Source organism: Methylobacterium sp. J-059 (assembly GCF_022829485.1).
GTDB lineage: Bacteria > Pseudomonadota > Alphaproteobacteria > Rhizobiales > Beijerinckiaceae > Methylobacterium.
The window spans coordinates 1-15,011 of sequence record NZ_JAKSYA010000032.1; the positions used below are offsets into that span (position 1 = coordinate 1).

Here is a 15,011-nt window from a genome sequence, read left to right on the forward strand (position 1 = left end):
TGGTGCGGCCGGGTGCCGAGGGCATCGACGCGGTCGGCATCGCCAACGCCGTGGCGACGCCCTGGCGTGCCTCGCGACGGGGCTCGGGGGTGTCTGTCGAGAGGGCGTTAGTGCGGTAGTCTGGCGTGACGATGCTGGACTCGGCGACGACGTTCGGACCTTCCGCCGTGCCACGGGCGGAGCACCACCGCAGGCCTCGGCTCCCGCCTCGACTCGGCGGAAGAGCGGATCGGCGGCGTCGAGTCCCGCGTCGGCACGCTGGAATCGCGCACGAACGCCCTGTAGCAATACACCACCGAGACCCGGCGCGAGGCACGCCAGGGCGTCGCCACGGCGTTGGCGATGCCGACCGCGTCGATGCCCTCGGCACCCGGCCGCACCACCTGGGTCCTCAACAGCGCGACCTATCGCGGCGAGTGGGCCGGCGGCGCGGCACTCTCGCACCGCCTGCCGACCGCCGTGCCGCTGGCGATCAACGTCGGCTACGCCTATGGCGGCGACGGCGGCCACGGGGTGCGGGCCGGGCTCGGCGGCGAGTTCTGAGCGCGCCTCCCGCCCGGCTCGGGCCGGGCGGGCTCGGGCCATCGCGTTGGTCCTGAGGCAGTCGAAGCAGCAGGCCAGGCCTCTGGGTGACGGGCGTGCCCGCCATCCAGGGGTCGCCTTCGTCGGACCCCCATGCGATCGGGCGATGGGGCTCGTCTCCCGCATCGACTTGCGGACGGGTCGAATGTCGCCGAGCGGGGCGGCTCATTCGCCAAACCCAACCCGTCATTCCGGGGCACCGAAGGCGAGCCCGGAATCCCGAACCGCCGAGCCGGCCCGAAAGGGCGTCGACGGTCGATTCGGACAGCTTCGCTGGCGGTTCTGGGTTCCGGGCTCCGCTGCGCGGCCCCGGACTGACGGGTCGGGTTTCAGGACGGTCGCGGTCAGGTCGTCGAACCGTGCTTCGCCGTTCGGGCACGTCGGCCGCCCGCGACCCCCTCACCGCGCTCCGCGATGAAGGTCCCCGTCGATCAGCAGCGCGCTCTTGCCGTCGAGGCGGGTGCGGTAGACCTGCAGGTTCTCCATCACCCGCTGGACGTAGTTGCGGGTCTCGGTGAACGGGATGCGCTCGACCCAGTCGATCGCGTCGACCTCGCCCTTGCGCGGATCGCCGTAGGCGTCGATCCACTTCTTCACGTTGCCGCCGCCGGCGTTGTAGGAGGCGAAGGCGAGGATGTAGGAGCCGCGCCAATCCTCCATCAGCTCGCCGAGATGGGCCTGGCCGAGGCGCGCGCTGTAGATCGCGTCGGTGCCGAGCCGGTCCGGGTCGTAGGCGGCCGAGACGCGTCGCGCGGTGCGCTGGGCGGTGGCCGGCATCATCTGCATCAGGCCGCGCGCGCCGACGCCGGACTGCGCCCGCGGGTCGAACTGGCTTTCCTGGCGCGCGATCGCGAAGACCATCGCCTTCTCGACCAGCGGCACCGAGCCGAACGCCTCGTAGGTCGGGATGCCGATGGTGGGGTAGGCGTGCGCGTCGAGCGGCAGGCCGCGCTGCACCGCGAGCTTGCCGACGGCGACGAGGGCGCGGGCGTCCTTCATCTCGACGGCGAGGTCGCCGAGGGCCTGCACCTCGCGCGCATCGGTGAGGCGCTGCGCGGTGTCGATGTAGAGCGGAAGCGCCAGCTCCTTCAGCGAGGCGGCCCCGAGCAGGCGCAGGGCACGGATGCAGAGGCGGTCGTCGAAGGCGGCGCGGGCCGGGCCGTCGAGGTCGGCGGGCGCGCGCAGCGCGAGGCTGGTCTGGCCGAGCTTGGCCCGGGCGAGCTGCCCGTAATAGGCGATCGGCTGCAGCGCCGCCGTCTCGTAGAACCCCTTGGCCGCATCGGCCTGCCCGAGGGCTTCGGCCGCCCGGCCCTGCCAGTAGGCGGCGCGGGCGATCGAGATCGGCGTCTCGGCGATGCCGGCGGCCAGCGCGAAGTGGCGGGACGCGGCCTCCGGGTCGCTGCCGAAGCGGAGCGCAATCCAGCCGGCGTGGAACTCGGCCTCGATCCGCTTCTCGACCGTGCGGGCCGGGTTGGCGCTCGCCACCGCGTAGGCGGTCCTGGCGTCGCCGAGGTCGATCAGCTTGCGCGCGACGATGCGGCGCTCGACCCACCATTCGTCGCCGTCGACGAGCACGTCCGGGTTGCTCGGCGCGGTCGCCAGCACGGCCGCCGCCTCGGCCGGCTTGTCGGCCCGGCGCAGGAACTGCGCCCGCGACAGGATGTAGGAGCTGTCGCTGCGCAGCGACGGCGGCACCGCGGCGAGCGCGGACGCGGCCCCGGAGCTCTTGTCCTCGACGGCGCGGCGCGCCCGCACCAGGCTGGCATAGGCGCCGCCGGCATAGGTCGCGGCCCGGCCGGCCGCCTCCCAGTCTTCCTTCAGGAGCGCACGCTCCATGCGGTAGCGGTGATCGATGCGGGTGAGCACGCCCGGGAAGGCGTCGGCGACCCTGGCCTCGAGCGAGCGGCCGAAGGTCTCGGAGCGCCACAGGTCGCGGACGAGGTCGGCGGCGTCCGCATCGAGCCCGTCCGCCTTGAACGCCAGCGCCAGGGCGAACTTGCCCGGCGCGCTCGCCGGCCGGGTCGCACCGAAATAGGCGCGCACCATCGCCGGATTCCTGCGCTCGGTGAGCAACGCCTCCTCGGCGCGGCGGCGGAGAAGCGGGCCCGCCGGCCAGTCCGGGTTGGCGCGGGTGAAGGCGACGGTGCGCTCGAAGCCGATGCCGGCGCCGGCGCGGATCGCGACCCATTCGAGCAGCGCCCGCGCCGCCGGATCGGAGAAGCCGTCGCGCAGGCGGTCGCCGTCGGCGACCTTGCCCTTGCGGTAGAAGTCGATCGCCTGGCGCAGCTGGGCGACGTCGGTGTCGCCGACGCGGGCGATCGGGCCGAGGCCCGGCACCTCCGGCACGGGGGCGGCCGGCGTCACGGCGGCGTCGGGCAGCGGGAAGGCGACGGGCGCGTCCGGGTCGGCCGAGGCGTAGGCGGCGGCGCCCGCCGGGAGCGCCTGCCCGGGCGGAAGCGGCTTGGCGGCCCCGGCATCGCCGGCGGCCTTCGGATCGAGCTTGAGCGCGTCGGCGGCGACCGGATCGATCGCGGTCCTGGCACCCTCGACCTGGCTGGCCGGCGCCGTGGCGTCGCTCGCCGGCGGCGTCGGCTGCGAGGCGGGCGGGGCCTGGACACGCGGCAGGTCGACCGCCGGCGCGGCCAGCGCCACGCCCGCGGTCAGCGCGAGGCCGAGGGCAACGATCTGCGAGCGTGTGAGGGACGCCATGGATGCGGTCACTCTCTGCGATCCGGTTTCGACGGATGCCGGCAAAGGACAGCCTCGGCGCCGAGCGTTAAGAACGCATTAACCGCGTGCGCGAAGGGTTTGCGCGGGGGTGGTGGAAGCCCTATGTCTGCGCCGCCCGCAGCGCGGCGCCGGACCACCGGCCCAGGCCGGAGCGGGCAACGAGACCGGCTGGGACGCCCGAGATGACCGAGACCACTGCGCGCCGCCTTCGGGGCTCCATGACCGCCCTGGTGACGCCGTTCCGCGACGGCGCCTTCGACGAGGCGGCGTTCCGAAAGTTCGTGGCCTGGCAGATCGAGCAGGGCAGCCACGGCCTGGTGCCGACCGGCACCACCGGCGAGAGCCCGACGCTGACGCACAGCGAGCACGACCGCGTGGTCGAGGCCTGCATCGACGAGGCCGGCGGCCGCGTGCCGGTGATCGCCGGCGCCGGATCGAACTCCACGGCCGAGGCGGTCGAGCGGGCGCAGCACGCCGAGAAGGCGGGCGCCGACGCGGTGCTCGTGGTCACGCCGTACTACAACAAGCCGACGCAGGGCGGGCTCTACGCCCACTTCAAGGCCGTCAACGACGCGGTCGGCATTCCGATCATCATCTACAACATCCCTCCGCGCTCCGTCGTCGACATGAGCGTCGAGACGATGGCGCGGCTGTTCGAGCTCAAGAACATCGCCGGGGTGAAGGACGCGACCGCCAAGATCGATCGCGTCAGCCTCCAGCGGCAGGCCATGGGCGAGGGTTTCATCCAGCTTTCGGGCGAAGATGCGACCGCGCTCGGCTACAACGCCCATGGCGGCCACGGCTGCATCTCGGTCGTGTCGAACGTGGCGCCGCGGCTCTGCGCCGACCTCCAGGAGGCGACCCTGTCGGGCGACTTCGCCAAGGCGCTGCAGCTGCAGGACCGGCTGCTGCCGCTCCAGGTCGGGCTGTTCGCCGAATCCAACCCCTCGCCGGTGAAGTACGCCCTGGAACGCCTTGGCCACATGAGCGCCGACGTGCGCCTGCCGCTCGTGCCGGTCTCGGACGCGACCAAGGCGATCGTCGACGCCGCCCTGCGCCATGCCGGCCTCCTGGCCGGCTGACGCCAGGCACCGAAGAGACCGATGGCTCCCAAACCCGAACCGAACCGGCGCATCGTCGCCGACAACCGCGCCGCGCGCTTCCACTACGCGATCGAGGACACCCTGGAGGCCGGCATCTCGCTGACCGGAACCGAGGTGAAATCGCTGCGCAGCGGGCGCGCGACCATCGGCGAGGCCTATGCCGGCCCGTCGGGCGGCGACCTGATGCTGTTCAACGCCTACATCCCGGAATACGTCCAGGCGAGCCGCTTCAACCACGAGACCAAGCGCCCGCGGCGCCTACTGATGCACCGCCGCCAGATCGACAAGTGGATCGGCGCGACGCAGCGCCAGGGCTACACGGTGGTGCCGCTGAAGATCTACTTCAACGAGAAGGGCCGCGCGAAGGTCGAGCTCGGCCTCGGCAAGGGCAAGCAGGCCCACGACAAGCGCGAGGCCGCCAAGGAGCGCGACTGGCAGCGCGACCGCGCCCGGATCATGCGCGACCGGGGGTAGCTCCCGGACGGCCGCGCGGGTCGGCGCGACGATGCCCGGGCCGGGCTGCGAGAGTCAGAGAGCACGCCTTCCCTCCCCCCTCTGCGGGGGAGGGTGGCCCGCGAAGCGGGTCGGGAGAGGGGAGCGACGATGCCGGATACGGCGCTCCCCTCTCCCGACCCTCGCTGACGCGAGGCCCACCCTCCCCCGCAGGGGGGGGAGGGAAGCGACGCGCGGATGTTCGATTAAGAAAGCAGATTTTGAGGCGGGAACGAGAGATGGCGTGCGCGATGCCCGTCTCGCCAGACTGCCTGCTCGAACCGGAGCCGCGCCATGGACCCGAACCTCGCCCTGCCCGCCGACCTCCCCGACCCGATCGACGACGGTGCGGCGGCGCACCTGACCGGGATGAGGCTGCCGGACGTGTCGCTCGCGGCGACCGACGGCACCCGCGTCTCGCTGGCGAAGCTCGCCGGGCGGACGGTGGTCTTCGCCTATCCGCGAACCGGCGCGCCGGGACAGCCGAACCTGATGGCGGACTGGGACGCGATTCCCGGTGCACGCGGCTGCACGCCGCAAGCGTGCGGCTTCCGCGATCTCCATGACGACCTGAAGGCCCGCGGCGTCGCGCAGGTGCACGGGCTCTCGACGCAGACGGGCGCCTACCAGCGCGAGGCGGCGACGCGCCTGCAGCTGCCGTTCACGCTGCTGTCGGAAGCCTCGCGTGCCTTCGCGATGGCGGTGCGGCTGCCGACCTTCGAGGCGGCCGGTACCATCCTGCTGTGCAGGCTCAGCCTCGTCGTCGACGACGGCGTCGTGACGAAGGTGTTCTACCCGGTGTTCCCACCCGATCGCAGCGCGGCCGACATCCTGGCCTGGCTCGATGGGGAGGGAACCGCGAAGGCCTAATCCTCGGCGGGGGCGTCCGGCGCTCCGTTCGCGCCCTGACGGATGCCGTAGCGGCTTTCCAGGCCCGGGTTGGCGCGGGCGGGCCGCTCGGCATAGTCGCGCGTCCGGTCGCCGGCCGGGCGAGCCTGCCGCTCGCCGGGGTCTCGCCCGACCTTGCCGATCAGCTGCACGAGGTCGACGAACTCGTCGGCCTGGCGGCGCAGGTCGTCGGAGATCATCGCCGGCTGGGTCTGGATGGTGGAGACTACCGTGACCTTCACGCCGCGGCGCTGCATCGCCTCGACCAGCGAGCGGAAATCGCCGTCGCCGGAGAACAGCACCATGTGGTCGATGTACTGGCTCAGCTCGAGCGCATCGATCGCAAGCTCGATGTCCATGTTGCCCTTGACCTTGCGGCGGCCGAGCGAGTCGGTGAACTCCTTGGCGGGCTTGGTGACGACGCGGTAGCCGTTGTAGTCGAGCCAGTCGATCAGCGGACGGATCGAGGAATACTCCTGATCCTCGATCATCGCGGTGTAGTAGAACGCCCGAATCATGTTGTCGCGGGACTGGAATTCTTTCAGAAGCCGCTTGTAGTCTATGTCGAAGCCGAGGGCCTTCGTCGTCGCGTAGAGGTTGGCGCCGTCGATGAACAGGGCGCTGCGCTGTAGTGCACTCATGGCACGATCCATTTCTAAAATATAACCAAAACAATCATGGCACGTACCGCCCGCGGAAAAGCAGGTGGACGACACGCATCAAGGTTACGGGTGCAAAGTCGGCCCAACAGAGGACAGTGGACGCTGCTTGTTCCAAAAATCGCCGGCGCCGGTGCGCAATAGTGACCGTACGGCATGTGTGAAGCGCACGATGGAATGTGTCAACCTTCGACGAAAAACGTCCTTTCGACGATCGGTCGACACAACCTCGTCGATCTTTTTCTCATTCGCCCCGCAACAACAGCGAAACATCTGCTGCCGGGACGATCAAACGCGCGTGAGCCCGTCGGCCGGCGCTCAGGCCTTCGGCATGGCGCGGCTGCCCGGCTTCACCGGCGGCAATGCGGCCAGCTCGGGCGGCAGCGCGTCGGGGGGATAGGCCGGGATGTCGAGGGTGACGAGCGAGAGCAAAGGCAGGCCGATCTCGCCGCGGCCGCCCGAGCGGTCGATCAGGCAGGCGGCGCCGACGATCTCGCCGGGCTCGCCCCGCAGCGAGGCGAGGCATTCGCGCGCGGACAGCCCGGTCGTGACGATGTCCTCGACGATCACCGCGCGCTGGCCGGCCGGGATGCTGAAGCCGCGCCGCAGGGTGAACGGGCCGCCGGGATCGCGCTCGACGAAGATCGCCCGCGCCCCGAGGTGCCGGGCGGTCTCGTAGCCGGGCACGATGCCGCCGATCGCCGGCGAGACGACGATGTCGACCTGGCCGAAGCGCGCCGTGATCACGGCGGCGAGCGCCCTGCACAGGCGCTCGGTGCGCGGCGGCTCGGAAAAGATCGCCATCTTCTGCAGGAAGACCGCCGAGCGCAGGCCGGAGCTCAGGATGAAGTGGCCTTCGAGCAGCGCGCCCGCATCGCGGAACTCCGCGAGAACCTCATCCGGACTCATGCGCACGGCTCCTCGCGGGGTGATGGCGAATGGTGCGCTTGTGGCAGCGGGAGCAGGTGGAGGCAAGCGGAAGGGGAAGAGGAAGGCGTTCGTGTCCCGGCTCGCATTCGGAACCCGAAAAACCCGCCCGCGGGGCAGCGGACGGGCCGGCGTCGCCGACGTCAGCGGTTGGACGCCATGCCGGCGGGCGGCTTGAAGTTCCCCTGCCATTGGGTGACCTGATCCGTCGGCGAGGAGAAGGTGGTCGTGAAATTCCCGTTCCCCTTCATGCCCACGAACGCGCCCGTCGCCTCGACGACCTTCGAGCTTCCGACGGCCATGAGGCGCCCCTGCGGATCGGTCGTCACCTTTCCTTGCAGCGTACTGGTCACCGAACCGTCCGGCGTCGTCAGGGTAATCCTACCCTTCACCGGCCCCTGACCTTTCACGAGCGTCACGCTGTCCTCGAGCGTGACCTGCGCGTTGTCGAGCGGCTGACCCGGGCTCCTGTTGACGCCCGAACCGCTCTCGTCGATCTGCACGCGGTCAGGACCCGTCGGTTGCGGACTCTGCTTGTCGTAGTGAACCCAGAACGTGCCGTTCATCGGCATGGCGCGAGCAGCCACCGTCCCGGCGATCATCGTTGCAACGGCAGCGGATACCACTGTCTTCTTCAACATTGGACGTCCTCCTTGCTGAGGTGCATGATTTTTTTTACGGACGTAAATTATCGCCAAACCCTCTTATAAAAGATGGCGGTCAGACACGTCTATATACGTATCTGCGGTCGATCAAACGACTGTCCGTATCTGCAATATTTCCTCGAACAACAATCGACTTCGCAATCGAAACATCCAAAGAATATGATGGATCATGCGATACGGCGAAGTACGTGGCGCATGCCATTCTCGACCGTGTCCGAAACGTCTTCGGGCAACGAGCGGCACCAATGCAGGCTGAGTCGCAGAGGGGTCGCTCTCGATCCTTCGACATGCGCCATGCCTCGCCGAGCAGCGTGTCGAGTACGCAGCAAGAAAACTATCTGACCTTCTCCCAGACGATCGTGAGCACCTCCATCTTCCCCTCCTGGACCGACATCTGCGGCTTCGTCGTGTAGATCAGCCGACCATCCCGAGCCACGATATCCCGTATGAAGTCTTGGCCGCTCCAGAATTCGTTCCACGATGCATCGACGTGGTGGGTGATGGCGTTGCCGTTCAAGTTGAACGTTCCCGCATAGGCCCACATCGTCCGGAACAGTTTCGCGCGATCGGCATCGGTCAGATTGGTCGCCTTCTCGACATTCGGCCGCTCGTTGCTCACGGCAACCGTCATCATGCGCCCGTCGGGCGAGTAGGTGATGTAACCGACCGGCTTCGACCCGAGGGTGTTGCGCTCCTCGCCGGTATCGATGAAGCGCGTCACGCTGCTGACAAGCTTCCAGGTGCCGTACACCTCCGACGGCTCGATGGCGTCGGCGGTCGCCGGGATCGACAGCAGCGCGACCGCACACAGGCTGCGTAGCATGGGCGCCTCCTCGGGTGATTGCATGCGAATCGGACGATATACAATACATCGTCGAGCGAATACGATCCTCTACCAATTTCGGAGGCGTGTCGAGGGCGCTCATTTCGCGAACGATAGTCGATCGGGTGGATGCCGATCGATGCCGGGTCGAGGACCGCGTCCAGAAGGCCGGCTCCCCGAAGGATGGAAAGGCGCGACAGAACGGTTTCGAGCATCGGGTCGAGCGCCGGGGTGCCGATCTCGCCGATGAGCTTTGCCGCTTCGCGCCGATCACCGCGAGCGCCATTCCGGCGATCTTACGAAACTGAACGGTGCATTCTTCAGGGATGATCCGGTCGGGACTGGATCCATCGTCCCGAGCGTGCTTCAGGCGGCGCGATCGGGTTCGTGCTGCGGCCACGCGATCCGAGAGCGGCATCGCCACAAGTCCGGGCTCACCCGCCCGGACCGGGAAAAGCGCTCCGCGATGGCGTCGACCGGGCCCGGCGTGAAGCATCGTTCGACCAAGAGCACGGGCACCGCGGGCATGGCCTCCAGGGTGCGGCGAGCTGGTGTGGCAAGCCGCGAGTCGTCGTCCACGTCCTCGCGCCGAGGCGCCCTACCCGTTCACCCGGTCGACCCGGCTCACCGTCCGCTTGCCGCGCAGCTCCGCGATGATCGCGTTCAGATGCTGCAGGTCCCAGACCGAGAGGTCGATCACGATGTCGGTGAAGTCCTGGGTGCGGCGCTTCATCGAGAGGTTGTCGATGTTGCCGTCGTGGTCGGCGATCACCTGTGCGATCTGCGCCAGCACGCCGGGCTCGTTGATCGATTGCGTGGCGAGCCGCGCGGGGAAGCGCTCGGTGGCGTCCGCCTCGATGTCCCAGCGCACGTCGAGCCAGCGCTCGGGCTCGTTGTCGAACGCGGCCAGGGCCGCCGACTGGATCGGGTAGATCGTCACGCCGACGCCGGGCGTCAGGATGCCGACGATGCGGTCGCCGGGCACCGCGCCGCCGTCCGGGGCGAAGCTCACGGGCAGGTCGCCGGCGAGGCCGCGGATCGGGATCGCGTCGGTTCCGTCCGCCGCGCCGCCGCCCGGGAAGGTCAGGCGCATGGTCTGGTCCTTCGACCGGATCAGGCGGCCGGCGCCGTTGACCACCGGTTGCAGCACCCCGGCCGGGCCCGATTTCCGCTCGTCCTTGTAGTCTGGGTAGACGCCGCGCACGACGTCGCCCGAGAACATCTCGCCGCGCCCCACCGCCGCGAACACGTCCTCGGCCGAGGCGCGGGCGAGGCGCGGGAGCGCGCCGCGCAGCTTGTCGTCGGTGAAGCTCTTGCCCGCGCGCTCGAACGCCCGGTCGAGGATCTGGCGCCCGAGGCCGGCATATTGCCGACGCACCGCCGAGCGGGTCGCGCGCCGGATCGCGGCGCGGGCCTTGCCGGTGACGACGAGCGATTCCCAGGCGGCCGGCGGCGCGGCGCCGTCCGAGCGCGAGATCTCGACCTCGTCGCCGTTGGCGAGCTCGTGCAGCAGCGGCGCCATCCGGCCGTTGATCTTGGCGCCGACCGCCGAGTTGCCGACGTCGGTGTGCACCGCGTAGGCGAAGTCGATCGGCGTGGCGCCGCGCGGCAGGGCGATGAGCCGGCCCTTCGGCGTGAAGCAGAACACCTGGTCCTGGAACAGCTCGAGCTTGGTGTGCTCGAGGAACTCCTCGGGGCTGTCGCCCTCGGCCAGCAGCTCGATCGTGCGGCGCAGCCACTGGTAGGCGCCGCTCTCGGCCGCCAGCCGCGGGGCGACGCCGCCCTCCGGCTCGCGGCCGGCCGGCAGCTTGCCGGCCTCCTTGTAATGCGCGTGCGCGGCGATGCCGTACTCGGCGATGTCGTCCATCGCCCGGGTGCGGATCTGCAGCTCGACGCGCTGGCTCTTCGGGCCGATCACCGTGGTGTGGATCGAGCGGTAGTCGTTCTGCTTCGGTGTCGAGATGTAGTCCTTGTAGCGCCCCGGCACCATCGGCCAGGTGGTGTGGACGACGCCGAGCGCCGCGTAGCAATCGTCCAGCGTCTCGACGACGACGCGGAAACCGAACACGTCCGAGAGCTGCTCGAAGGCGACGGATTTGCGCTCCATCTTCGACCAGATCGAGAACGGCCGCTTCTGGCGGCCAGTGACGGCGGCCTCGATCCCGCGGGCGGAGAGTTTTGCGGTGAGGTCGCGCTCGATGGTGTCGACCAGGCTCTCGGTCTTCGCGGTGAGGTCGGAGAGCCGCCGCGTGACGGTGGCGTAGATCTCCGGCTTGAGGTTGCGGAAGGACAGGTCCTCCAGCTCCTCGCGCAGCTCCTGCATGCCCATGCGGCCGGCCAGCGGCGCGTAGATGTCCAGCGTCTCCTGCGCGATCCGCTCGCGCTTGTCGGCGCGCATGTGCTGGAGCGTGCGCATGTTGTGCAGGCGGTCGGCGAGCTTGACCAGCAGCACGCGCACGTCCGCCGCCACGGCGAGCAGCAGCTTGCGGAAATTCTCGCCCTGCGCCGCGCGCTTCGAGACGAGGTCGAGGCGCTTGAGCTTGGTCAGGCCGTCGACCAGCGCGCCGATCTCGGGGCTGAACAGCTCGCGGATCTCGTCAAGCGTCGCCGCCGTATCCTCGACGGTGTCGTGCAGCACCGCCGCGACGATGGTCGCGTCGTCGAGGCGCAGATCGGTGAGGATCGCCGCGACCTCGAGGGGATGGGCGAAGAACGGGTCGCCGGACGCCCGCTTCTGCGTGCCGTGCGCGCGCATGGCGTAGACGTAGGCACGGTTGAGCAGCGCCTCGTTCGTCGCGGGGTTGTAGCGCTTCACCCGCTCGACGAGTTCGTACTGGCGCATCATCCGCCGGGAGACCCTTTCCGATCACGAGGAGGCGCAAGTCTCACGCAAGCCGCGGCCGCGCGCCAGCCCCGAATGCGTCGCAGCCCGAGAAAGCCGAGGCGGCGCGCAAGCAAAAGGCCCGGCGTCTCCGCCGGGCCCGTGAAAGTCCGAAGTCCGGCGACGACGCCGGAGGCTACTCGCCCTCGTCGTCGGTCTCGACGGGCGGCGCCAGATTCTCGAGGCCGCGGAGCAGGTCCTCCTCGCTCATGCGGTCGAACTGCGGCGCGGAATCGTCGCTCGCGGCGGTCGGCGAGACGGCGGCGGCGGTGGGCGAGCTCGACAGCAGCGGCACGGCCTCGGCCTCCGGCTCGTCGACCTCGACGTACTTCTGCATCGAGTGGATCAGCTGTTCCTTGAGGTCGTCGGCGGTGATGGTCTCGTCGCCGATCTCGCGGAGCGCCACGACCGGGTTCTTGTCGCGGTCGCGGTCCACGGTGAGCGGCGCGCCGGCGGCGAGGAGACGCGCGCGGTGGCTCGCGAGCAGGACCAGCTCGAACCGGTTCTCGACCTTCTCGATGCAATCTTCGACGGTGACGCGAGCCATGCGCGGCGGCTCCTTCCAGCGGATACGGGGATGTCGGGCGGTGCCGGCTCATACACCGGTTGCGGTTTGGCAACAAGCACAGCGGTTTATTGCGTCGTGCATCCCGCGAGACCGTGCCGCCGACGGCACGAATCGCCGAGCCGCGACGCTCCGGGGCGCAGGCCCGGTTTGTGCGCTGCATTGTTGACACCCGCGGCGGGTGGTGCGACTGCGCCGCCCTTTCCGACAATGGGTTAGGCGACGGAGCGACCGTGCGGGCACTCATCTTTCCGGGCCAGGGCAGCCAGGCCGTCGGCATGGGCAAGGCGCTGGCCGAGGCCTTCCCGCAGGCGCGCGCCGTGTTCGCCGAGGTCGACGACGCCCTGGGCCAGCCGCTCTCCCGCGTGATGTTCGAGGGCCCGCTCGACGCGCTGACGCTGACCGCCAACGCGCAGCCGGCGCTGATGGCCGCGAGCCTCGCGGTGCTGCGGGTGCTGGAGGCCGAGCGCGGGCTCGATCTCGCGCGCGACGTCGCCTTCGTCGCCGGGCATTCGCTCGGGGAATATTCCGCCCTCGCCGCCGCCGGCAGCCTCACGATCGCCGACACCGCGCGGCTGCTGCGCATCCGCGGCGAGGCGATGCAGGCGGCGGTCGCCCCCGGCGACGGCGCCATGGCGGCGCTGATCGGCGCCGAGGTCGAGACCGCCGCGGCGATCGCGGCGGAGGCGGCCGAGGGCGCGGTCTGCGACGTCGCCAACGACAACGGCGCTGGCCAGGTCGTTCTCTCGGGCGACCGGGCCGCGGTCGAGCGCGCCGTGGCGCTCGCGCAGGCGCGCGGGATCAAGCGCGCGGTGATGCTCAACGTCTCGGCGCCGTTTCACTGCCGCCTGATGCAGCCCGCCGCCGAGGCGATGCGGGCGGCGCTCGACGCGGTCACGCTCAACCCGCCGGCGGTGCCGCTCTACGCCAACGTGCTCGCGGCGCCGGTCTCGGATCCCGATGCGATTCGCCGAAACCTCGTGGCGCAGGTGACCGGAACCGTGCGCTGGCGCGAGAGCATCGCGGCCATGGCGGCGGCGGGCGTCGACGCGTTCTCCGAGATCGGCTCCGGCAAGGTTCTGTCGGGCCTCGTCAAGCGCATCGCGGCCGGTGCCGCGGCGGTGCCGGTCGGGACGCCGGACGACGTCGCCGCGTTCTCCGTGGCGTGATCGAGGCCCGCGCGCGCCTTCCTTCTCCCCTCTGCGGGAGAAGGTGGCCCGCGAAGCGGATCGGAGGCGGGGAGCGACGCCTTCGGATACGGCGCTCCCCTCCCCCGACCCCCGCTGACGCGGGGGCCACCCTCCCCCGCAGAGGGGGGAGGGAGACGCGCGGAGCCGATACCAAGACTTCGACACCCACAGATGAGGTGATCCCCATGTTCGATCTCACCGGCAAGAAAGCCCTCGTCACCGGCGCCACCGGCGGACTCGGCGGCGCCATCGCGCGGGCGCTGCATGCGCAGGGGGCCGCGGTGGCCCTGTCGGGCACCCGCGCCGAGGCGCTGGAGGCGCTGGCGGGCGAGCTCGGCGCGCGCGCGCACGTGCTGCCGACGAACCTGTCCGACACGGCCGCCGTCGAGGCGCTGGTGCCGGCGGCGGAGGCCGCGCTCGGCGGGCTCGACATCCTGGTCAACAACGCCGGCATCACCCGGGACAACATCTTCGTGCGGATGAAGGACGAGGAGTGGGACCAGGTCATCGCCGTCAACCTCACCGCCGCGTTCCGCCTGTCGCGGGCGGCGGTGCGGGGGATGATGCGGCGGCGGGCCGGGCGCATCGTCAACATCGGCTCGGTGGTCGGCACCACCGGCAACCCCGGCCAGGGCAACTACGCGGCGGCCAAGGCCGGGCTCGTCGGGCTGACCAAGGCGCTGGCGGCGGAGGTCGCCTCGCGCAACGTCACCGTGAACTGCGTCAGCCCCGGCTTCATCGCCTCGCCGATGACCGACGTGCTCAACGAGAAGCAGCGCGAGGGCATCCTCGGCCGGGTGCCGGCCGGGCGCCTCGGCGAGGGTGCGGAGGTGGCCGCCGCCGTGGTCTACCTCGCCTCGGCGGAAGCGGCCTACGTCACCGGCCAGACGCTGCACGTCAACGGCGGCATGGCGATGGTGTGACGCCGGGGCGCGCGGCCCGGCCATCCCGCGGAAAACGCGGCGGAATCGGCGCCCGGAGCACACCGATGAACGGTTCGTGAACCGGGCCTCGCCAGCGCCGAAACCCTGTGTTAACACCCCGGCTGCCGTGCAAGGGGTTGACGGTTCGGCGGGTTCCGAGTCCAAGGCCAACAGGATTTCAGGACCCAGCGCGTTCGGTCACCAGCCGCTCGAAACAGGACCGGCCCGAAGCAAGGGCCACGGCGGCAACGGCGCCATTCCTTTCACCCACGTAACGTGAAGACCGAGGACCAGCAACGATGAGCGATATCGCTGAGCGCGTGAAGAAGATCGTCGTCGAGCACCTGGGCGTCGAGCCCGAGAAGGTGGTCGAGGGCGCCAACTTCATCGACGACCTCGGTGCCGACAGCCTCGACACCGTCGAGCTGGTGATGGCGTTCGAGGAAGAGTTCAACGTCGAGATTCCGGACGACGCCGCCGAGACCATCCAGACGGTCGGCGATGCGGTGAAGTTCCTGGAGAAGAACTCGGCCGCCTGATCGGCCAAAACGTCCTTCGGGTCGACGCGGCGCGGGCGGGGTGG

15 protein-coding genes are annotated in these 15,011 nt (G+C 70.1%); 8 read left to right on the forward strand and 7 right to left on the reverse strand.

Annotated features, from left to right (window positions below):
• Positions 1-357: 357 nt before the first annotated feature.
• Positions 358-543, forward strand: a complete 186-nt coding sequence (locus MKK55_RS01880) for a hypothetical protein (RefSeq protein WP_243933003.1) — start codon at positions 358-360, stop codon at positions 541-543.
• Between the two features lie 438 nt (positions 544-981).
• Here MKK55_RS01880 and MKK55_RS01885 read toward each other — a convergent pair whose 3' ends face one another.
• Positions 982-3,291, reverse strand: a complete 2,310-nt coding sequence (locus tag MKK55_RS01885; protein ID WP_243933005.1) for a transglycosylase SLT domain-containing protein — start codon at positions 3,289-3,291, stop codon at positions 982-984.
• A 203-nt stretch (positions 3,292-3,494) separates the two neighbouring features.
• Between MKK55_RS01885 and dapA the strand changes: the two genes are divergently transcribed.
• The 3 genes from dapA (at position 3,495) to MKK55_RS01900 (ending at position 5,777) form a co-directional block, all read left to right on the forward strand.
• A complete protein-coding gene (gene dapA / locus MKK55_RS01890; RefSeq protein WP_147727736.1) occupies positions 3,495-4,394 on the forward strand; it encodes a 4-hydroxy-tetrahydrodipicolinate synthase in 900 nt (299 codons plus the stop codon).
• Positions 4,395-4,415: 21 nt separating this feature from the next.
• Positions 4,416-4,889 (forward strand): SsrA-binding protein SmpB, encoded by a 474-nt coding sequence (gene smpB, locus MKK55_RS01895; RefSeq protein WP_147727737.1) that lies wholly within the window; start codon positions 4,416-4,418, stop codon positions 4,887-4,889.
• 312 nt (positions 4,890-5,201) lie between these two features.
• Entirely contained in the window at positions 5,202-5,777 is a 576-nt protein-coding gene (locus MKK55_RS01900; RefSeq protein ID WP_243933006.1) for a peroxiredoxin, read from the forward strand.
• Here MKK55_RS01900 and MKK55_RS01905 read toward each other — a convergent pair.
• The 4 genes from MKK55_RS01905 to MKK55_RS01920 all read right to left on the reverse strand — a co-directional run bounded on the left by MKK55_RS01905 (position 5,774) and on the right by MKK55_RS01920 (position 8,869).
• Positions 5,774-6,436, reverse strand: coding sequence for an NYN domain-containing protein (locus MKK55_RS01905; protein ID WP_243933007.1), 663 nt, complete (start codon positions 6,434-6,436; stop codon positions 5,774-5,776). The genes MKK55_RS01900 and MKK55_RS01905 overlap by 4 nt on opposite strands.
• A gap of 336 nt (positions 6,437-6,772) precedes the next feature.
• Positions 6,773-7,363 (reverse strand): orotate phosphoribosyltransferase, encoded by a 591-nt coding sequence (gene pyrE, locus MKK55_RS01910; protein ID WP_243933008.1) that lies wholly within the window; start codon positions 7,361-7,363, stop codon positions 6,773-6,775.
• Positions 7,364-7,524: 161 nt separating this feature from the next.
• Positions 7,525-8,022, reverse strand: coding sequence for a hypothetical protein (locus MKK55_RS01915; RefSeq protein WP_243933009.1), 498 nt, complete (start codon positions 8,020-8,022; stop codon positions 7,525-7,527).
• 358 nt (positions 8,023-8,380) lie between these two features.
• Positions 8,381-8,869: a lipocalin-like domain-containing protein gene (locus MKK55_RS01920; RefSeq protein WP_243933010.1), complete on the reverse strand. Its 489-nt coding sequence runs from the start codon at positions 8,867-8,869 to the stop codon at positions 8,381-8,383.
• Positions 8,870-8,994: 125 nt separating this feature from the next.
• Between MKK55_RS01920 and MKK55_RS01925 the strand changes: the two genes are divergently transcribed.
• On the forward strand, positions 8,995-9,177 hold the full coding sequence (locus tag MKK55_RS01925; protein WP_243933011.1) for a hypothetical protein: 183 nt from the start codon (positions 8,995-8,997) through the stop codon (positions 9,175-9,177).
• Positions 9,178-9,467: 290 nt separating this feature from the next.
• Here the strand turns inward: MKK55_RS01925 and MKK55_RS01930 are convergent, their stop codons facing one another.
• Both MKK55_RS01930 and rpoZ read right to left on the reverse strand, forming a co-directional pair.
• Positions 9,468-11,714, reverse strand: a complete 2,247-nt coding sequence (locus MKK55_RS01930) for a RelA/SpoT family protein (RefSeq protein WP_243933012.1) — start codon at positions 11,712-11,714, stop codon at positions 9,468-9,470.
• Between the two features lie 172 nt (positions 11,715-11,886).
• Entirely contained in the window at positions 11,887-12,297 is a 411-nt protein-coding gene (gene rpoZ, locus MKK55_RS01935) for a DNA-directed RNA polymerase subunit omega (RefSeq protein WP_147727742.1), read from the reverse strand.
• A 251-nt stretch (positions 12,298-12,548) separates the two neighbouring features.
• Here rpoZ and fabD point away from each other — a divergent pair, with 251 nt between their 5' ends.
• The 3 genes from fabD (at position 12,549) to MKK55_RS01950 (ending at position 14,967) form a co-directional block, all read left to right on the forward strand.
• Positions 12,549-13,484 carry an ACP S-malonyltransferase gene (gene fabD, locus MKK55_RS01940; RefSeq protein ID WP_313898950.1) on the forward strand — a complete coding sequence of 312 codons (936 nt, stop codon included), beginning with the start codon at positions 12,549-12,551 and terminating at the stop codon, positions 13,482-13,484.
• Between the two features lie 206 nt (positions 13,485-13,690).
• Entirely contained in the window at positions 13,691-14,428 is a 738-nt protein-coding gene (gene fabG / locus MKK55_RS01945) for a 3-oxoacyl-[acyl-carrier-protein] reductase (protein ID WP_243933013.1), read from the forward strand.
• 299 nt (positions 14,429-14,727) lie between these two features.
• Positions 14,728-14,967 carry an acyl carrier protein gene (locus MKK55_RS01950; protein ID WP_066926221.1) on the forward strand — a complete coding sequence of 80 codons (240 nt, stop codon included), beginning with the start codon at positions 14,728-14,730 and terminating at the stop codon, positions 14,965-14,967.
• Positions 14,968-15,011: the final 44 nt, after the last annotated feature.

What these genes read in the sequence shown, in the direction of transcription:
- MKK55_RS01880 (WP_243933003.1), top strand. Translation starts at nt 358, where the DNA reads ATGCCCTCGGCACCCGGCCGCACCACCTGGGTCCTCAACAGCGCGACC.
- MKK55_RS01885 (WP_243933005.1), bottom strand. Translation starts at nt 3,291, where the DNA reads ATGGCGTCCCTCACACGCTCGCAGATCGTTGCCCTCGGCCTCGCGCTG.
- dapA (WP_147727736.1), top strand. Translation starts at nt 3,495, where the DNA reads ATGACCGAGACCACTGCGCGCCGCCTTCGGGGCTCCATGACCGCCCTG.
- smpB (WP_147727737.1), top strand. Translation starts at nt 4,416, where the DNA reads ATGGCTCCCAAACCCGAACCGAACCGGCGCATCGTCGCCGACAACCGC.
- MKK55_RS01900 (WP_243933006.1), top strand. Translation starts at nt 5,202, where the DNA reads ATGGACCCGAACCTCGCCCTGCCCGCCGACCTCCCCGACCCGATCGAC.
- MKK55_RS01905 (WP_243933007.1), bottom strand. Translation starts at nt 6,436, where the DNA reads ATGAGTGCACTACAGCGCAGCGCCCTGTTCATCGACGGCGCCAACCTC.
- pyrE (WP_243933008.1), bottom strand. Translation starts at nt 7,363, where the DNA reads ATGAGTCCGGATGAGGTTCTCGCGGAGTTCCGCGATGCGGGCGCGCTG.
- MKK55_RS01915 (WP_243933009.1), bottom strand. Translation starts at nt 8,022, where the DNA reads ATGTTGAAGAAGACAGTGGTATCCGCTGCCGTTGCAACGATGATCGCC.
- MKK55_RS01920 (WP_243933010.1), bottom strand. Translation starts at nt 8,869, where the DNA reads ATGCTACGCAGCCTGTGTGCGGTCGCGCTGCTGTCGATCCCGGCGACC.
- MKK55_RS01930 (WP_243933012.1), bottom strand. Translation starts at nt 11,714, where the DNA reads ATGATGCGCCAGTACGAACTCGTCGAGCGGGTGAAGCGCTACAACCCC.
- rpoZ (WP_147727742.1), bottom strand. Translation starts at nt 12,297, where the DNA reads ATGGCTCGCGTCACCGTCGAAGATTGCATCGAGAAGGTCGAGAACCGG.
- fabG (WP_243933013.1), top strand. Translation starts at nt 13,691, where the DNA reads ATGTTCGATCTCACCGGCAAGAAAGCCCTCGTCACCGGCGCCACCGGC.
- MKK55_RS01950 (WP_066926221.1), top strand. Translation starts at nt 14,728, where the DNA reads ATGAGCGATATCGCTGAGCGCGTGAAGAAGATCGTCGTCGAGCACCTG.